Origin of the sequence: Rothia sp. P100 (assembly GCF_023712425.1) — a bacterium.
GTDB classification, from domain to species: Bacteria; Actinomycetota; Actinomycetes; order Actinomycetales; family Micrococcaceae; genus Rothia; species Rothia endophytica.
The window spans coordinates 76,873-91,337 of the sequence record NZ_JAMAYG010000003.1 but is presented as its reverse complement, the minus strand read 5'-3'; the positions used below and the strand labels follow the sequence as shown (position 1 = coordinate 91,337).

Annotated in this window: 14 protein-coding genes and 1 pseudogene; 5 read left to right on the top strand and 10 right to left on the bottom strand. The window is 59.4% G+C overall.

The window, feature by feature from the left end:
• Positions 1 to 96 precede the first annotated feature (96 nt).
• Both M3668_RS07685 and M3668_RS07680 read left to right on the top strand, forming a co-directional pair.
• Positions 97 to 1,551: an amino acid permease gene (locus M3668_RS07685; protein WP_251380261.1), complete on the top strand. Its 1,455-nt coding sequence runs from the start codon at positions 97 to 99 to the stop codon at positions 1,549 to 1,551.
• A gap of 97 nt (positions 1,552 to 1,648) precedes the next feature.
• On the top strand, positions 1,649 to 2,110 hold the full coding sequence (locus tag M3668_RS07680; RefSeq protein ID WP_251380260.1) for an acyl-CoA thioesterase: 462 nt from the start codon (positions 1,649 to 1,651) through the stop codon (positions 2,108 to 2,110).
• Between the two features lie 179 nt (positions 2,111 to 2,289).
• Here the strand turns inward: M3668_RS07680 and M3668_RS07675 are convergent, their stop codons facing one another.
• The 3 genes and pseudogenes from M3668_RS07675 to M3668_RS11040 form a co-directional block, all read right to left on the bottom strand.
• A complete protein-coding gene (locus M3668_RS07675) occupies positions 2,290 to 2,793 on the bottom strand; it encodes an SRPBCC family protein (RefSeq protein ID WP_251380258.1) in 504 nt (167 codons plus the stop codon).
• Between the two features lie 212 nt (positions 2,794 to 3,005).
• Positions 3,006 to 4,313: pseudogene (tgt, locus tag M3668_RS07670) on the bottom strand (tRNA guanosine(34) transglycosylase Tgt); the annotation flags it as partial.
• A gap of 188 nt (positions 4,314 to 4,501) precedes the next feature.
• Complete coding sequence (locus M3668_RS11040; RefSeq protein ID WP_285835819.1) at positions 4,502 to 4,942, bottom strand: MarR family winged helix-turn-helix transcriptional regulator; 441 nt, start codon at positions 4,940 to 4,942, stop codon at positions 4,502 to 4,504.
• Between the two features lie 103 nt (positions 4,943 to 5,045).
• Between M3668_RS11040 and M3668_RS07660 the strand changes: the two genes are divergently transcribed.
• A complete protein-coding gene (locus tag M3668_RS07660; RefSeq protein WP_251380256.1) occupies positions 5,046 to 5,474 on the top strand; it encodes an organic hydroperoxide resistance protein in 429 nt (142 codons plus the stop codon).
• 127 nt (positions 5,475 to 5,601) lie between these two features.
• Here M3668_RS07660 and M3668_RS07655 read toward each other — a convergent pair whose 3' ends face one another.
• Positions 5,602 to 7,110 carry a SulP family inorganic anion transporter gene (locus tag M3668_RS07655; protein ID WP_251380254.1) on the bottom strand — a complete coding sequence of 503 codons (1,509 nt, stop codon included), beginning with the start codon at positions 7,108 to 7,110 and terminating at the stop codon, positions 5,602 to 5,604.
• Positions 7,111 to 7,228: 118 nt separating this feature from the next.
• Entirely contained in the window at positions 7,229 to 8,482 is a 1,254-nt protein-coding gene (locus tag M3668_RS07650; RefSeq protein WP_251380252.1) for a glycoside hydrolase family 76 protein, read from the bottom strand.
• 44 nt (positions 8,483 to 8,526) lie between these two features.
• On the opposite strand from M3668_RS07650, the gene M3668_RS07645 reads away from it, so the two are divergent.
• Entirely contained in the window at positions 8,527 to 8,745 is a 219-nt protein-coding gene (locus M3668_RS07645; protein ID WP_251380251.1) for a hypothetical protein, read from the top strand.
• On the opposite strand, the gene M3668_RS07640 is transcribed toward M3668_RS07645, so the two are convergent.
• The 4 genes from M3668_RS07640 to M3668_RS07625 all read right to left on the bottom strand — a co-directional run bounded on the left by M3668_RS07640 (position 8,731) and on the right by M3668_RS07625 (position 11,470).
• A complete protein-coding gene (locus M3668_RS07640; RefSeq protein ID WP_251380250.1) occupies positions 8,731 to 9,882 on the bottom strand; it encodes a pseudouridine synthase in 1,152 nt (383 codons plus the stop codon). The genes M3668_RS07645 and M3668_RS07640 overlap by 15 nt on opposite strands.
• Positions 9,883 to 9,905: 23 nt before the next feature.
• Positions 9,906 to 10,106, bottom strand: a complete 201-nt coding sequence (locus M3668_RS07635; protein ID WP_251380249.1) for a hypothetical protein — start codon at positions 10,104 to 10,106, stop codon at positions 9,906 to 9,908.
• Between the two features lie 113 nt (positions 10,107 to 10,219).
• Positions 10,220 to 10,534: a hypothetical protein gene (locus tag M3668_RS07630; RefSeq protein ID WP_251380248.1), complete on the bottom strand. Its 315-nt coding sequence runs from the start codon at positions 10,532 to 10,534 to the stop codon at positions 10,220 to 10,222.
• A 546-nt stretch (positions 10,535 to 11,080) separates the two neighbouring features.
• On the bottom strand, positions 11,081 to 11,470 hold the full coding sequence (locus M3668_RS07625; RefSeq protein WP_251380247.1) for a heavy metal-responsive transcriptional regulator: 390 nt from the start codon (positions 11,468 to 11,470) through the stop codon (positions 11,081 to 11,083).
• Between the two features lie 94 nt (positions 11,471 to 11,564).
• On the opposite strand from M3668_RS07625, the gene merA reads away from it, so the two are divergent.
• The gene (merA, locus tag M3668_RS07620; protein WP_251380246.1) at positions 11,565 to 12,959 is read left to right on the top strand and encodes a mercury(II) reductase; all 1,395 of its coding nucleotides are present in this window, start codon (positions 11,565 to 11,567) and stop codon (positions 12,957 to 12,959) included.
• Positions 12,960 to 13,099: 140 nt separating this feature from the next.
• On the opposite strand, the gene M3668_RS07615 is transcribed toward merA, so the two are convergent.
• On the bottom strand, positions 13,100 to 14,464 hold the full coding sequence (locus tag M3668_RS07615) for a dihydrolipoyl dehydrogenase family protein (RefSeq protein ID WP_251380245.1): 1,365 nt from the start codon (positions 14,462 to 14,464) through the stop codon (positions 13,100 to 13,102).
• Between the last annotated feature and the right edge of the window lies 1 nt (position 14,465).

The following is a 14,465-nucleotide window of genomic DNA, read 5'->3' as shown; positions in this document are numbered from 1 at the left end:
TCTTATCCCTAAGGACGCCGCCGCCCGCCCCTGCCCACCGGCAGAGAGCCGGGTGGCGGCGTCCTCTTGCACCACACCTACACGCAAAGGTATACCGTGGCACAGTCTCACACACACCAGCCCGGCCTCAAGCGCTCGCTGACACACGGCCAAATGACCATGATTGTTCTGGGCTCAGCGCTGGGCACCGGCCTCTTTTTGGGCTCAAGCGGTGCTATCGCGCTAGCTGGCCCCGCCGTTATTCTTTCCTACGCGATTGGTTCGCTGGTTGCTGCCATCATTGCGGCGTCAACCGGTGAAATGGCGGTCCGCTACCCCGTACGCGGTGGATTCGGCTCTATTGCTGGCCGCTACCTGGGTGCTTATGCTGGCTACCTGACCCGCTGGGCCTACTGGACCGTTACCGCCATTATTACCGGTATTGAGCTGGTCGCGGTGGGTGCCTACCTGCAGTACTGGTGGCCTGGCCTTCCGCTCTGGGTGGGCATCGCTGTTTTTGGTGTGGCAATCATTTTGCTGAATATCCGCAGTGTCAAGTACTTTGGCACTATGGAGTTCTTCCTGTCCTCCATTAAGGTCATTGCCCTGCTGCTTTTCGTGCTCGTGGGCCTGGCTCTGGTCTTTGTCGGCTTCCCCGGGCATGAGGCCTCCGGCACGGCTCATCTCACCAACGATGGCGGCTTCATGCCCATGGGTATTGAGGGCGTCTGGCTCTCTCTAGCCGTTGTGATGTTCTCCTTCGGCGGCATTGAGATGCTGTCTATCTCTGCAGCGGAGGCTAAAGACCCGGTGCGTTCGGTGCGAGCCTCCACTAAGGCCAACATGTGGCGTCTAGCCACCATCTATGTGGTCTCCCTCTTCATTGTGGTCTCCATTATTCCCTGGCAGCGGGCGGCTCAGCTGGACGGCTCCGTTGAGGCCTCCCCCTTTGTTTTGGTCTTCTCTGAAATTGGTGTGCCGGCCATTGCCGGTATTACCAACTTCATCATTCTGGTGGCAGCTCTATCAGCGGCTAATGCCAACCTCTACGCAGGCACCCGTCTCATGCACTCCCTTGCTGCTGAGAAAATGGCTCCTGTCGCTCTGGGGAAGGTAAGCGGTGGCGGCATCCCCGTGCGTGCCATGTGGGCGTCCTGTTCAGGTGTGGTGCTGGCGATGTTACTGGCGATCTTTAACCCCGGTGGTGCTTTCGGCATGATGATGACCTTGACCATGGTCTGTGCTCTCACGGTATGGGTGTTGATTCTGCTTGCCTACATTGCCTATAAGGGCGCTGAGGGTAATTCTTCCGCCTTCCGTATGTGGGGTGGGCGCCTGACCGCCGGCATCGGCGTGCTCTTGCTGCTGGCTATTTGGGCTGCTCTCTTTACCCGTAGCGGTAATGCGCTACCTGCGTCCATAGGTATCGGTTACTTCTTGGTTCTCACTATGATCTACTTTGGGGTGGTTAAGCGGTCGCATACCGGGCATGAGGAGGCTTTTGCTGAAGCGGACGCCGCTGTGGCCTCTCACGCGGGGGGGCAGGCGGTAGTACCAGCTACTCGTAATTGAGAATGGTTGTTATATAGACTGTAGTTATCAATGAATCGCTAGGTCTTCACGATGCGTTCACTGTCTGTGTTAGCAAGCCCCGCACTATCCTTAAAGCATGACCACCCAAGCTCAGTCCACCGTCCTGACCGTCCACATTCCCCTGCGCTGGGGCGATATGGACGCCTATGGGCACATCAACAACGTTACCCTGCTCCAGATTCTAGAAGAGGCACGTATCGCGGTCTTTGGCGCTCCGCCGTCCTCCGGCAAGGGGTCAGCACTTGCGCTGATCCCGCTCTTTAGCGAGCTTGAAGAGGGAACCCAGGCGCTGGTTGCTGAAAACCACATCAAATACCGCGCACAGCTAGAGTACCGTGGCGAACCCGTGCGCATCGAAGTGCGTCTTACCGCAGTCACTCCCGCCACTGTGACCGTGACGTACGAAGTCTTTGACCCGGTGACGGGCACCCACTGCGTGAGCGGCTCAACCGTTCTGGCTTTTTATCATTCAACCCACCAGAGGCTGACCCGCCTGACCAGGCACCAGCGGGAGCTACTGGCAGGCTATATCGGCTAAAACGCTGGTGTGCCCTCACTCCTTGATAAACTCACACTCTAAACGGGGCAGATGTTGCTACCTTAGATCAGCAGGTCAGCTAGCTGTGCATCGTGTGAAAAGGTGCAGGTAGGGATGGACTGACTGGTGGTGGGAGCACTGTAGGCGGTTCTCCTGAATATGGATGATGCCGTGGGTGGCTAGGCCTTCTTTAAGAGAGCCGCCAGTGACTCAAATGAACCCACCCAGCTTTCGCGGGAGTGCTCCTGGGCAGCCTCGGGCAGAGGGCCCTGGGTTAGGGTCACGATGGTGCCTTCGCCTACGCCGTCCTCGGTCACGGCGGTGCCGGGCTCCATCGAGATGCGCAGACCTACCAGGGTATCGCTGGGCTTACCCTGAGGGGTGGGCAGAGCTTCGCGGTATTCAATGAGGCTTGGTTCCTTCATTTCAATGAAACGCATGTACATGGGCGCCTGGTACTTGGGGTTAACCGTGTGGCGCATAACGAACTGCTGGCGGCCGCCGGTCACCGGTTCTAGGGTCAGAGTGCTGGGAATGACCTTCCACTCCTTGGGCCCAAACCACTGCACGAAGAGTTTGGGATCGAGGAAGGCGCCGTAAATTTCTTCTGGGGTTGCCGAGAATTCATGGCGGTAGGTCAGCACCTCTGCTGGGTCTAGGTCTTCGAGTTCAAACTGATTCATGCTGATGCCTCATCTTCTGACTGGTCGGTTACTTCTGAAATCTTGGGTGAGTCTGCGTTGGCGGCTTGAGCTTTAGCTTCAGCCGCGCGCCTCGCCTCTGCCTCAGCTTTTGCCTTGGCGTTAGCTTCCCAGCGCGCCTGGGCCGCTGACGCACGCTCGGCTTCTTTGGCGGCCTTGCGCGCCTGGGCTTCTTCTTGTGCTTTGAGCTGTGCTTCCTTCTTGGCGTAGTAGCGGCTCAAGAATTCGTCGCGGTACTCAAAGTAGGTGCCGTCCTCGATAGCCTCGCGGGCGTCGTCCACCATCTTCACAATGAAGCGTTCGTTGTGGATGGATGCCAGGGTGGCGCTGAGGCGCTCGTCCGCCTTGAAGAGGTGGTGGATGTAGGCCTTGGTGTAGTGAGTGCAGGTGTAGCAGTCACAACCTTCGAAGATGGGGGTGAAGTCCGTCTTGTAGCGGGCGTTCGTCAGGTTGAAACGCCCGTCGGGGGTGTAGACCGCGGCGTTACGCGCCACGCGGGTAGGGGAGACGCAGTCGAAGGTGTCCACGCCATTTTCGATACCGACAAAGATATCATCGGGCTCAGAGATGCCCAGCAGATGGCGAGGCTTGTTCTCGGGCAGTTCCTCGGCGCACCAGCGGACGATCGTGCCCAGGTTTTCCTTTTCTAGGGCACCGCCCAGACCGAAACCATCGAAGGGCATATCACCTAGATCCTGGCAGGCCTTGCGGCGTAGGTCCTCGTACTGGGCGCCCTGAATGACGCCGAACAGTGCCTGGTAGGGCTTGTGGGAGCGCTGCTCGGTAAGGCGCTGGTGCTCAGCGATGCAGCGTAGTGCCCAGAGGCGGGTGCGTTCCAGGGCTTCTTCCTGGTAGGCGCGGGAGTTATAGAGGGTGGTCAGCTCGTCGAAGGCGAACATGACGTCCGCACCGATCTTATGCTGTACCTGCATGGAAACTTCGGGGGTAAAGCGGTGAATATCGCCGTTGATATGGGACTTGAAGAAGACCCCGTCATCGTCCACGTGCGCCATGCGCTCCTTGCCGGTGGCAACGTCGTCGTCGCCCAGGGGGCGGCCATCAGCGCCGGTAGCGTTGGCGACGGTGCCCATGTCAATAACCTTCTTGAAGCCCGAACCCAGGCTCATCACCTGAAAACCCCCGGAGTCGGTGAAGGTAGGGCCATCCCAGTTCATGAACTTACCCAGGCCGCCGGCAGCGTCCAGCACATCGGGACCGGGCTGCAAGTAGAGGTGGTAGGCGTTAGAGAGCAGGGCCTGGGAACCCAGGGCTTTCATAGCTTCGGGTAGAACAGCCTTGACCGTTGCCTTGGTGCCCACGGGGGTGAAGGCGGGGGTTTTGATGTCGCCGTGCGGGGTGTGAATGACACCGGTGCGCCCGCGGAACTCGCCGCCGTTGGCAGCGACGCGCTCGGCGCTGGGCTTGGCTGTTTCGCTCAGACGCTTGCCGAGAGTGAAGGAAAAGCTGGGATCAGAAAATTCGGTATGAGACACGGGTACCATTCTACCCGGTGTGGTTTGGGCGTACTCTGAGCCTGTGAAGAGAGCCCTTGCATACTTGCGCCACGACCCTGCCCCCCGCTGCTGCATACGGTTCTAGCGGTGCTTTTGCTGGGGGTGCTCTTTTGCCTCTGGTGGTGCCGACGCAGGACGCCGCCGGTGTGCCCTCCGAGTACCCGCTTTCGCCGCGCTTAGCGCTTGGAGAGGTGCTGAGAGAGGGCATCTAGTTCGCCCTTTACCGTGTGAAGGTCTAGCCCTTCACTGTTGCAGAGAGTGTAAATCTGAGCTGGAACTTTCTCCGCCTGACTCCGTAAGGCAGCTCCGGCATCCGTCAAGAGAAGGATGGTACGGCGCTCGTCCGCGATGTCCCGCTCTTTGCTGACCAGGCCCATGGCCACCAGGCGCTTCACCAGCGGTGTGAGGGTTCCCGAGTCCAACTCTAGGCGGGCGGCTAACTCCTTCATGGTGACAGAGCCCTGGGTCTCCCAGAGCACCAGCATCGTCAGGTACTGGGGGTAGGTCAGCTCTAATTCTTTGAGGAGGTCCTGGTAAGTGCGGGTCATGAGACGTTGCGCCCGGTAGAGGGAAAAGCAGAGTTGGTTATCAAGCGCCAAAGTGCTGGTGGAAGTCATACCCTTAACATAGATCGCGCGTAATTATTTAGCAAGACAGATTGATTGCATACAACTAAATTGTGTACAATCAAATAACTATTTTCTTTTGAAGGAGAACCGCATGGAAAATCTAGAAATTCTCTACACCACCGAAGCCCTCGCCACGGGCGAAGGGCGCAACGGACACGTGCGCACCGCCGATGGCAGCTTCGAAGCCAACCTGGCTGTCCCCCAAGAAATGGGCGGCTCCGGTAAGGGCAACAACCCCGAGCAGCTTTTTGCTGCCGGCTACGCAGCCTGCTTCCACTCAGCGCTCCAGATGGTAGCCCGTGCGCAGAAGAAGAACATCGAAGGCTCAGCTGTTGGTGCCAAGGTCTCTATCGGCAAACAGGGCGAAGGCTTCGGCCTGGCCGTAGTGCTTGAGGTCGTCATTCCTGAGATGGAGCATGCAGAAGCTCAGGCGCTCGCGGACGCCGCGCACCAGGTTTGCCCCTACTCCAACGCAACCCGAGGCAACATTCCCGTGGATGTTATCGTCACTGACGACTAAAACTTCTTCCTCCCTGCCCCAGCAGGGAAAGTAATCACCGTATCGCAAGAAAACCCCAGGCTCACTTTCGCACGTGAGATCCTGGGGTTTTCCCGTTGGTAGTTCTTACCTTGCTAGCCCGGTACTGTTAGCCCAGCCGGCCGGTCAGCCGGCCATGTAAATCTTCACTGGTGGTGTTCAGCCCAATGACTGTCACGGTCTTGCCCAGTTTCTGGTACTTAGCGGTGATGGCGTCCAGCGCTGAAACGGTAGAGGCATCCCAGATGTTTGCACTGCTGAGGTCAATAACTACCTGGTTAGGGTCCTCAGCGTATTCAAAGAGGGTGTAGAGATCGTTGGATGAGGCAAAGAAGAGCTGGCCGTCCACCCGGTAAACCGCACGGGCGCCGTCCTGCCCGCTGTCGCTACTAGCCTCAAAATTGCGCTCAACAGTCACAAACCGTGCAACCCGGCGGGCAAAGAAGGCCATCGCCAGCAAAATACCGGCCCCCACACCGTAGGCAAGGTTATCGGTCAGTACCGTCACCAGCACAGTGGATACCATGACCAGGGTCTCTGCTTTCGGGAGGGCGCGCAGGGTTGCGGGGCGGATGGAGTGCCAGTCAAAGGTAGTTGCTGCGACCACGATCATCAGTGCCACGAGAGCAGCCATGGGAATCAGAGCAACAATATCGCCCAGGGTCACAGATAGTACCAGGATGAAGACGCCGCCAAAGAATACCGATAGGCGAGTGCGGGCCCGGGCACCATTGATGTTGATCATGGTCTGGCCGATCATGGCGCAGCCACCCATGCCACCAAAGAGACCGGTCACCAGGTTGGCTACCCCCTGACCCCAGGATTCACGGGTTTTATCTGAGTGAGTGTCGGTGATGTCGTCTACCAGCTTGGCGGTCATGAGCGACTCGACCAGCCCCACCATGGCAAGCCCCAGCGCAAACGGCGCGATAATCTGCAGGGTTTCTGCGGTGAAGGGGACATTGGGAATAAAGAAAGCAGGCAAGGAATCAGGTAGAGCCCCGTGGTCACCCACGGTGGGCACCCTAACCCCGGCGAAAACTGTGAAAGCGGTGAGTAGAACAATGGCAACCAGGGGCGCGGGGACGGCGGTGGTCAGCTTCGGCAGGTAGATTACGATGAGTAGACCCACGGCTACCAGGGGATAGACTGCCCAAGGTACTCCTATGAGCTGAGGCAGCTGGGAAGAGAAAATCAGGATGGCCAGGGCGTTCACAAAACCCACCATGACCTGCCGGGGAATAAAGCGCATCAGCTGAGCAACACCAAGAACCGCGAAGAGAACCTGCATCAACCCACCCAAGAGCACCGCCGCAACCAGGTAATCCACCCCGTGGCTGGCGGTCAGCGGCGCCAGCACGAGGGCAGTGGAGCCTGCTGCACCAGAAACCATTGCGGGGCGTCCGCCGGTGATAGCAATAACGATCGCCATAGTTACCGAGGTGAAAAGCCCCATACGCGGGTCAACTCCCGCCACCACCGCAAAAGCCAGTGCTTCAGGGATCAGCGCCAGCGCCACCACTACGCCAGCCAGCAACTCCACCAGCAGCAAGCGGGGGTTACGCAGGGTGTGCCAAACAGACTGGCGTTCTTCAGGGGTAAGGCTCTGGGACTGCATAATTCCTTTGGGGCACAGAATGTTAGGGCAAAGATTCAACAGTACCTGCTGTGTTTAGAAAGTATCCACCTCGGAGGTGGGTACTTTCCCCACACAGCGGGTACCCGTACTGCGTGGACTAGAGGACGCGAGCGGCGGCTTCCAGCGTGATCCAGACCTGGAGCTGGGTAGAGAGGTCCACCGGCTGGCCAGGCTTGATGACCTCTGAAATGTGCTGGGTGATACTGGGCGAGAAGAGGGCTACAGCCTGCCCGCGAATCTCGTTGGGGTCGATGCCCAATTCGTTCATGGGAAGATCGGGGTCATACTCCCGGCGCCCTGCCCAGAAGAGCTCGGCGGTGGCAAGAACCAGTGCCCGCGCCTTATCTCTGGTGGTAGCCGGGATGCTGGGGTGGGCGGCAACCTGCGCCAGGTAGCGCACCAGAATCCCGGTGAAGAGCCCACCGTCCCCGTTACCGTGAGTGGTGAGGACGCGGAGGGTATCGCCGGTGGCGGTGGTGAAGTCTTTGCTGAAATGAGCGTCGATGCCCTCCACCAGTTGTTCAATGTGCTCTATCGGGTCAACCGTCAGGCCATCGGTGGCGCCGGCGTCTAGCAGGGTGAGATAGCCACCCAGCACTGGGCCCTGATTGTAGGTGTAGTGGGCACGTTCAAGGCGGGTTTCGGGAGCGCGGACGCTACCGCCGGTGATGCGCAGGCCATCTAAGTACACCCCGCTCTGTTCATCAAAGAGGGTGGCATGCAGCCAGTTGAGCAGGCTAATGGCGGTCTCGTGCCGGTGGGCGCGGGCAAAAGCAAGGGCGATGGGGGCGGTTGCCGGGGTGTTCTTGAAGTCCCGTGCCTTTGACCAGAAAGCGCCGCCGCCCAGGTCATCTGTGCAGGCATCATCCAGTTCCCGGTAGAGACGGCTAGCGGCGTCCTGTACAAAGGCATCCCCGCTACCTTCAACAGCCAGAGCCAGGCGGTTGAGGCGCTCTAGAGCCAGCACTAGCCATGCCATGTCGTCGTAAAAGTGGTTGGGGTAGGTGCCGTAATTGCGCACCTGAATACCGCGCAGCACAGCCCGCCCGCGGCGCAGGTGTGCAGTGGCGGCATCGGTATCACCGCTGGTGAGGGCACGGAAGCCGGCATCTACCAGTGCATCTATAAGATGTGCCTGCCACCAGTAATGCCATTCGGCGGCGCGCTTGCGGCGAGTGCGGGTTTCGGGGTGCTGAACCCGGCCAAAAAAGGTGCCGGGGATGCTCAGTGCCCGGCCACCAAAAAGTCGCAGAACAGAGTGCTCGGCGAGCGCCGCGCGTGCTGAAAGCTCTTCTACTGAAAAATCTGTGGTGGCGTCCATGGCGTCCTTTGGGTTGGGTGCTGGGGTCAAGTTTACCGTGACCCTATCGGTGGGTCTTGCGAGAGTAACTGTAGATGCCATCAGTCGCTGGAACCGGTGGAGGAGCGGTTGAAGTGATGATATGCCTACTGGAACCTCAGCTCAATACCGCTCGCTCTACCGTTGGGGTGTATTTGTCCTCCGCAGCTCTGCCGATGCTGGGCAACTCGATTGCCGGCATCTTCTGGTCCTGGCTGGTGCTGGAGCTTCTGAAACCTAGAACGGTCTGCCGGATGTTGCTAGTGGGGCGCTAATGTCAGGCGGCGCTTACTGCTAATAGTGAGCGCCTCACCGGTGATGGGGTGGGTAAAGCTCAGCGATCGGGCAAGTAGCTGTAAAGGAAGCTCCGGATCGGTTTCTGTAGAGGGCAGGACTTCGGGGTAGATGACATCCCCAATGATGGGGGCGCCAGCCGCCGCTAGGTGCACCCGCAATTGATGGGTTTTACCGGTATGAGGCTCAAGGCGATAGTGGGCGAGCTGAGATGGCACCCGCTGCTCGGTGGTGCTCAAAATTTCAGGGGCATGTTCTTTCTTCACGCCAGCGGAGTTCTGGCTTACATTGCAGGACGGCTGCCAGGCTTCGGCGTCCTGCCGCGGGTAGGTTGCCAGGCAGGTAATTTTTGATTCAGCGTTCAAGCCGGTGAAGGGGAGGTTGGCGCTATGCCGCTTGCGTTTCTCCGCCCTGGTCTCTGGAGCCAGCGGTGGGACGTCCCCCGGCAAGAAATCCACACCGGTTTGTGCCACCTGCAACTGACCGTGGGCATTATCAATGCGGGAGCGCACCGTCATGCTCTCTCCCACGCCTAGCTCGGGGATAGGAGCGGCGACAGCCTCGTAGGTCTTACTCAGAGCACGACGCTCAAACATGGTCTGGAAAGGCGCACGGGCCTCCGGCGTCTTAGCAAAGAGCACCACACCCGCCGTGGCCCGGTCCAACCGGTGAATAGGGATCAGTAGGGGGTTATTTTCTCTCACTCGTAGCTTGACCAGCGCTGTATGCGCCACAAAAGACCCGTTAGGGGTGGTGGGTAAAAAGTGGGGCTTATCAATCGCTATCACGCACTCGTCCTCGTAAAGCACCGGCATATCAAAAGGTACCGGGCGCTCTTGCCCTAGCTCCCGGTAGTACCAAATCTTCTGTCCCACCAAGGGAGCATCTGGGGCAACCGGGCCACCCTCAGCGTCCTTGACCTCATCACGTTCGAAGCGCTCTTCAAAGAGCGGGCGGGCATGCGGGTAGAAACGCGCAGCGAGGTAATCCAGCACCGTTGCTGCCCCGAAGGTGTCGTCCGCCGGGTTGGCGGCGTCCGGCAACACAAAGCTCACAGCGTCAATGCCGTTCCGCTGGGGGAGGGGCTGGGGTTTGAGGTGGCGGTTAACTCTGCGCATAGTTACCCATTCTCTCAGTTTATTTACCCTTCGTGCTTCATGAGTTCCTGCACCATGAGGCAGCTTTTCTCGAAAGAGGGCATGGGGAGGAACTCGTAGATGGAATGGAAGTTGTGGGCGCCGGTGAAGAAGTTGGGGGTGAAAATGCCCTGGGCTGAGAGCCAAGAGCCGTCGGTGCCGCCTCGCATGGCCAGCGGGAGGGGCTCTACACCTAGGCTTTTCATGGTAGCCAGCAGACGGTCGGTTGCCTGTTGGTTATCCGGGGTTTTTGCGTCTTCGATATTGCTGTAGACATCGGTGATGTCCAGTGTGATGGTGGCACGCGGGTTGGTGTCAGCTAGCTTCTCCGCGATGCTACGCAGTAGGTCTTTCTTTGCCTCGTAGCCGGTACGCTCGTGGTCGCGGCATTGAAGGTTGCCTCCACTATTTCACCCAGCTCGCAGGAGTCTAGGGTGTAGGCGTAGTCCACGGGGAAGCGGGCCATATCCATGGTGCGTACACCCAGCAGACCGATTTCTTCATCGGGTACGAACGAAAGGTAGAGGTCGCCGTGGTCTGCCCCTGTACCGGTACGGTCAGATTCCAAGAGGCGCACGGAGGCTTCCATCACCGAGGCGACGCCAGCCTTATCAATAGTGTGGCTCTTAGGCAAAAGGTGACTAATGAGGTGCGGGTTGCCATAGAGATTCCTTGAGGTGAGTATGTGCATTAAAACGGTCGTTTTTGATACAGGTTCAGCTTAACACCCGCCTCCACTCCTGGACAGGGCATAGCCTGTATCAAAAGTCTGTATCAAAACCTAGTTGTGTCAAAACTGCCTAAAAACCGTTTTTGATACAACCCAGAATTGTAACTATCGACTTCGTTTGGCGGCATTTCGCAGTTTCGTTTGGCGGTTTTCGGTGGTGGTCCTGGTTCACCTCAGAAGTGGCAGGGTGGAGGTGAGTTTTCTGAGTCGAGTCATCCGGACATGCGTGCGCATCGCCCGGCTTGATATGTTCAGGCCGCTTCTTTTGCCCGACAGCGTCGTTGCTTCATGACGGGCCGCTTGATAGTCCGCTGGTACAGGGCAGCTATTCATACAAAAGTGTGATTGTTCCTTCCGCTTAGCGGCTGTCCACCTTGTCCTCCTGCTACGCCGCTACCCCGATGTTGGCCGCTGCGCATATCGGTGGACACCGACCCTGGATTCTGGTGGTCACAGGTTGCTGCAGATGGCATCGGCGTGACACGTTGATGGGTCTGCGAGGCGGCTTGCGTCGTGGAGTTGGGTGACTGTCTGGCGCAGCTGCATGAGGACAGCGATCTGGTGATCGAGCTGGGTGAGGCGGTCGGTCAAGAGGGCGCTGACGTGGGCGCAGGGTGTCTGTCCGTTATCGCGAATTCGGAGAATTTCACCGATGTGGGCGAGTGATAGTCCTGCGTGTTGGCCTCGGCGGATGAAATCGAGTCGAGAGAGTATGTTTTCAGGGTAGTCGCGGTAGCCGTTTGGGGTGCGGTTCGGGGGTGGGAGTAGACCTATGGATTCGTAATAGCGCAAAGTTTTTGTGGTGGTGCCGGCAGCCTCCGCCAATTCGCCTATTCGCATGGCACTCAAAACTCCTTCGGGATCGCCAGACTTGACCTTCTAGTGTACTGGAAGGTTCATACTGGGTGGATAATCCAGAGAAAGAGGCTACCTGATGGAAAGAAATCTCGAATTTGATCTCGTGGTGGTGGGCTCCGGAGGAGCAGGCATGGCAGCCGCCATCGAAGCCCGGCGGGCTGGCAGTACCGTATTGGTGGTTGAGCGCGGCACCATTGGCGGTACTTGCGTGAACATCGGATGTGTTCCGTCCAAAACGCTGCTGGCGGCTGCTAGCACCCGGCAAGCCGCCCTGACGAATCCTTTCCCTGGGGCCCCCACTGCTGCCATGGGCGTGGATCTGGGATCGTTAGTCGAACAGAAGGACCAGCTGATTACCCAGCTGCGAGAAACCAAATACGCTGATGTCGCAGAGGCGCATGGATTCGAGGTCTGCTCCGGGGAAGCGTCCTTTTGGGATCCCGACACCCTTGTGATTGATGGGAAACCGGTCACGACTAGTTCGATCGTGCTGGCCACTGGTGCGGTGCCAGCACGACCGAAAGATGTGACCGGGTTGGGCGAGGTGAAGTATTTGACCTCGACCACGGCTATGGAACTGACCGAGCTGCCCGAGTCCATGATCATTATCGGCGGCGGCTATATTGGCATCGAACAAGCCCAACTCTTCGCCGGCCTCGGAGTACAGGTGACCATTGTCGGGCGGATAGCCCCCACCGCCGAGCCGGAAATGACCGCCATCCTCCGCCACACCCTGATCCAAGAGGGGATCAGGGTGGTTCAAGAGCACGCGACTAGCGTTGCCCAAGAGCATGAACACATCCAGGTGCGCACTCTGTCGGGCCGGAGCCTGCAGGCTGAGCGCCTGCTGGTGGCTACTGGCCGCCGCCCTTCCACGGACTACCTCAACCTGGCAGCCGCAGGCATCGCCACCGATCGTGATGGCTTCATCCGCGTCGATGAACACCAGCGCACCACCAATCAGAAGGTCTTTGCTGCCGGTGACGTCACCGCGGCACCACAATACGTCTACGTCGCCGCGGCTACCGGCAAGGCCGCCGCGACCAATGCCGTGCGGATCGATCCGCGAGCTACGGTCGCAGAAGTCGATTACACCGGACTACCAGCGGTCATCTTCTCGCGCCCACAACTTGCCACTGCCGGGTTCACCGAAGCCGCAGCACGGGCAGCTGGGCACCGATGTGAATCCCGGGTGCTGAGCTTCAAAGATCTCCCACGTGCCCTAGTCAACCACGACACCCGCGGGGCGATTAAGATGATTGCCGAAACGGGAACCGACAGAATCCTGGGCATCAGCATCATCGGAGACCACGCCGCAGAACTGCTGCTCCCGGCAACCTACGCGATCACCGCCGGGATGACCACCCGACACATCGCCGACACCTGGGCGCCCTACCTGACCTTTTCCGAAGCCCTACGCCTAGTCGCGGGCACTTTCCACAATGAAATGCCCACCTCCTGCTGTGCCTGATCAGTCCCGGTCAAGACTCGCGCCGTAAACGTTGAACGCGCCGCATGTGTCATAGTCGTTCGTTTTCGAGATTTTAAGGGCTGCGAGAATTTCCCGTCACCCGCTCGTGCTGCGTCCAGACCGCAGGTACGGAGGGGAAGTCAGAGGTCCAGTTTTTCCAGTGCCGCGTGGTAGGCCTCGTGGTAGGTGGGGAATTGTGCGACCTGGTCCAGGAGGGTATCGAAGGGTATTTGCGCCCGGATGGCCAGGGAGGCTTGATGGATCCATTCACCGGCCATTGGCCCGATTGCCCAGGCGCCGATGAGGATTTTTCGCTCGGCGTCGGCCAGCAGGCCCAGGTGTCCGCGTGGATCTTTCTCGTAGGTCCAGGGCCGGGCGATGGCCTTGGACAGGTCGAGTTCGGCCGCGGCAACCTTGAGCCCGCGTTGTTGTGCCTGGTGGGCGGTCAGCCCGGCTGCGGCGATTTCCGGGTCGGCGAACACTACGCGCGGTATGCCGTCATAGGTGGCGGGGCGGGGCCGGCCGAGAATGGCGTCGGCGGCGATCCTGCCTTGGTATTTGGCTACGTGGGTGAACGGCATGATGCCTGTGACATCCCCGATGGCCCAGGTGTTCTCCGCGGCGCGGCAGTGCACATCGACCAGCACTTCACCGCGGTCCCCCAAGCTGATTCCGGAATGTTCAAAGCCCAGGCCTTTGGTGCGGGGCTTCCGGCCGGTGCCGAAGATTACGACATCGGCCGCGACTTCTCCGCCGTCTTCGCCGCCTGCTTTCCGGATTTCGATGATACTGGCGGCGCCCTCGCGCCGGGCGCGGGCGGCGGTTGCGTCGAGGCGGACGTCGACGCCGGCTTCCTGAAGGTATGTGTGGGCCAGTTCCCCGACGCGGGGATCTTCGCGGTCGATCAGCCGCTGTCCGCGGTGGACCAGGGTGACTTTGACGCCGAAGCGTGCCAGGAACGTCGCGGTTTCAACCCCGACCGCGCTGCCGCCGATAATGACCGCCCGTTCGGGCAGGGTTGAGGCGGTGTAGGTTTCCCGGTTGGTCCATGCTGTGATCTGTTCGATACCCTCCAGTGGAGGTATTACCGGGTCCGACCCGGTGGCGATGATGAGGTGTTCAGCGGTGATGTCGCGGTCTCCGGCGCGGATCCGGCCCGGCCCGGTGAGCCGTGCCTCTTCCTTGATCACCTCGGCCCCCTGTTTCGCGTACCCGTTCACTTGGGCTTTGTCGTCCAGGTTCCGGATCATGTAGTCCCGGTATTTGGCCGTTTCGTTCCAGTCCAGTTCGGCACCGTTGACTCCGGCGGCTTTTTCTACCTCCATGCGTGCTTCCGGCGGCCGCAGGACCGTCTTGGACGGGATGCAGGCCCAGTAGGCGCATTCCCCGCCGATCAGTTCCCGCTCGAAGATGACTACTTTCTTCCCTGCTTTCAGCAGGCGGTCCGCGGCGACCTCCCCGCCGGGCCCCATGCCAAGCACGGCTACATCGAAGTGGTCTTTCACG

What these genes read in the sequence shown, in the direction of transcription:
- M3668_RS07680 (WP_251380260.1), top strand. Translation starts at nt 1,649, where the DNA reads ATGACCACCCAAGCTCAGTCCACCGTCCTGACCGTCCACATTCCCCTG.
- M3668_RS07675 (WP_251380258.1), bottom strand. Translation starts at nt 2,793, where the DNA reads ATGAATCAGTTTGAACTCGAAGACCTAGACCCAGCAGAGGTGCTGACC.
- M3668_RS11040 (WP_285835819.1), bottom strand. Translation starts at nt 4,942, where the DNA reads ATGACTTCCACCAGCACTTTGGCGCTTGATAACCAACTCTGCTTTTCC.
- M3668_RS07660 (WP_251380256.1), top strand. Translation starts at nt 5,046, where the DNA reads ATGGAAAATCTAGAAATTCTCTACACCACCGAAGCCCTCGCCACGGGC.
- M3668_RS07655 (WP_251380254.1), bottom strand. Translation starts at nt 7,110, where the DNA reads ATGCAGTCCCAGAGCCTTACCCCTGAAGAACGCCAGTCTGTTTGGCAC.
- M3668_RS07645 (WP_251380251.1), top strand. Translation starts at nt 8,527, where the DNA reads ATGCCATCAGTCGCTGGAACCGGTGGAGGAGCGGTTGAAGTGATGATA.
- M3668_RS07640 (WP_251380250.1), bottom strand. Translation starts at nt 9,882, where the DNA reads ATGCGCAGAGTTAACCGCCACCTCAAACCCCAGCCCCTCCCCCAGCGG.
- M3668_RS07635 (WP_251380249.1), bottom strand. Translation starts at nt 10,106, where the DNA reads ATGAAAAGCCTAGGTGTAGAGCCCCTCCCGCTGGCCATGCGAGGCGGC.
- M3668_RS07625 (WP_251380247.1), bottom strand. Translation starts at nt 11,470, where the DNA reads ATGCGAATAGGCGAATTGGCGGAGGCTGCCGGCACCACCACAAAAACT.
- merA (WP_251380246.1), top strand. Translation starts at nt 11,565, where the DNA reads ATGGAAAGAAATCTCGAATTTGATCTCGTGGTGGTGGGCTCCGGAGGA.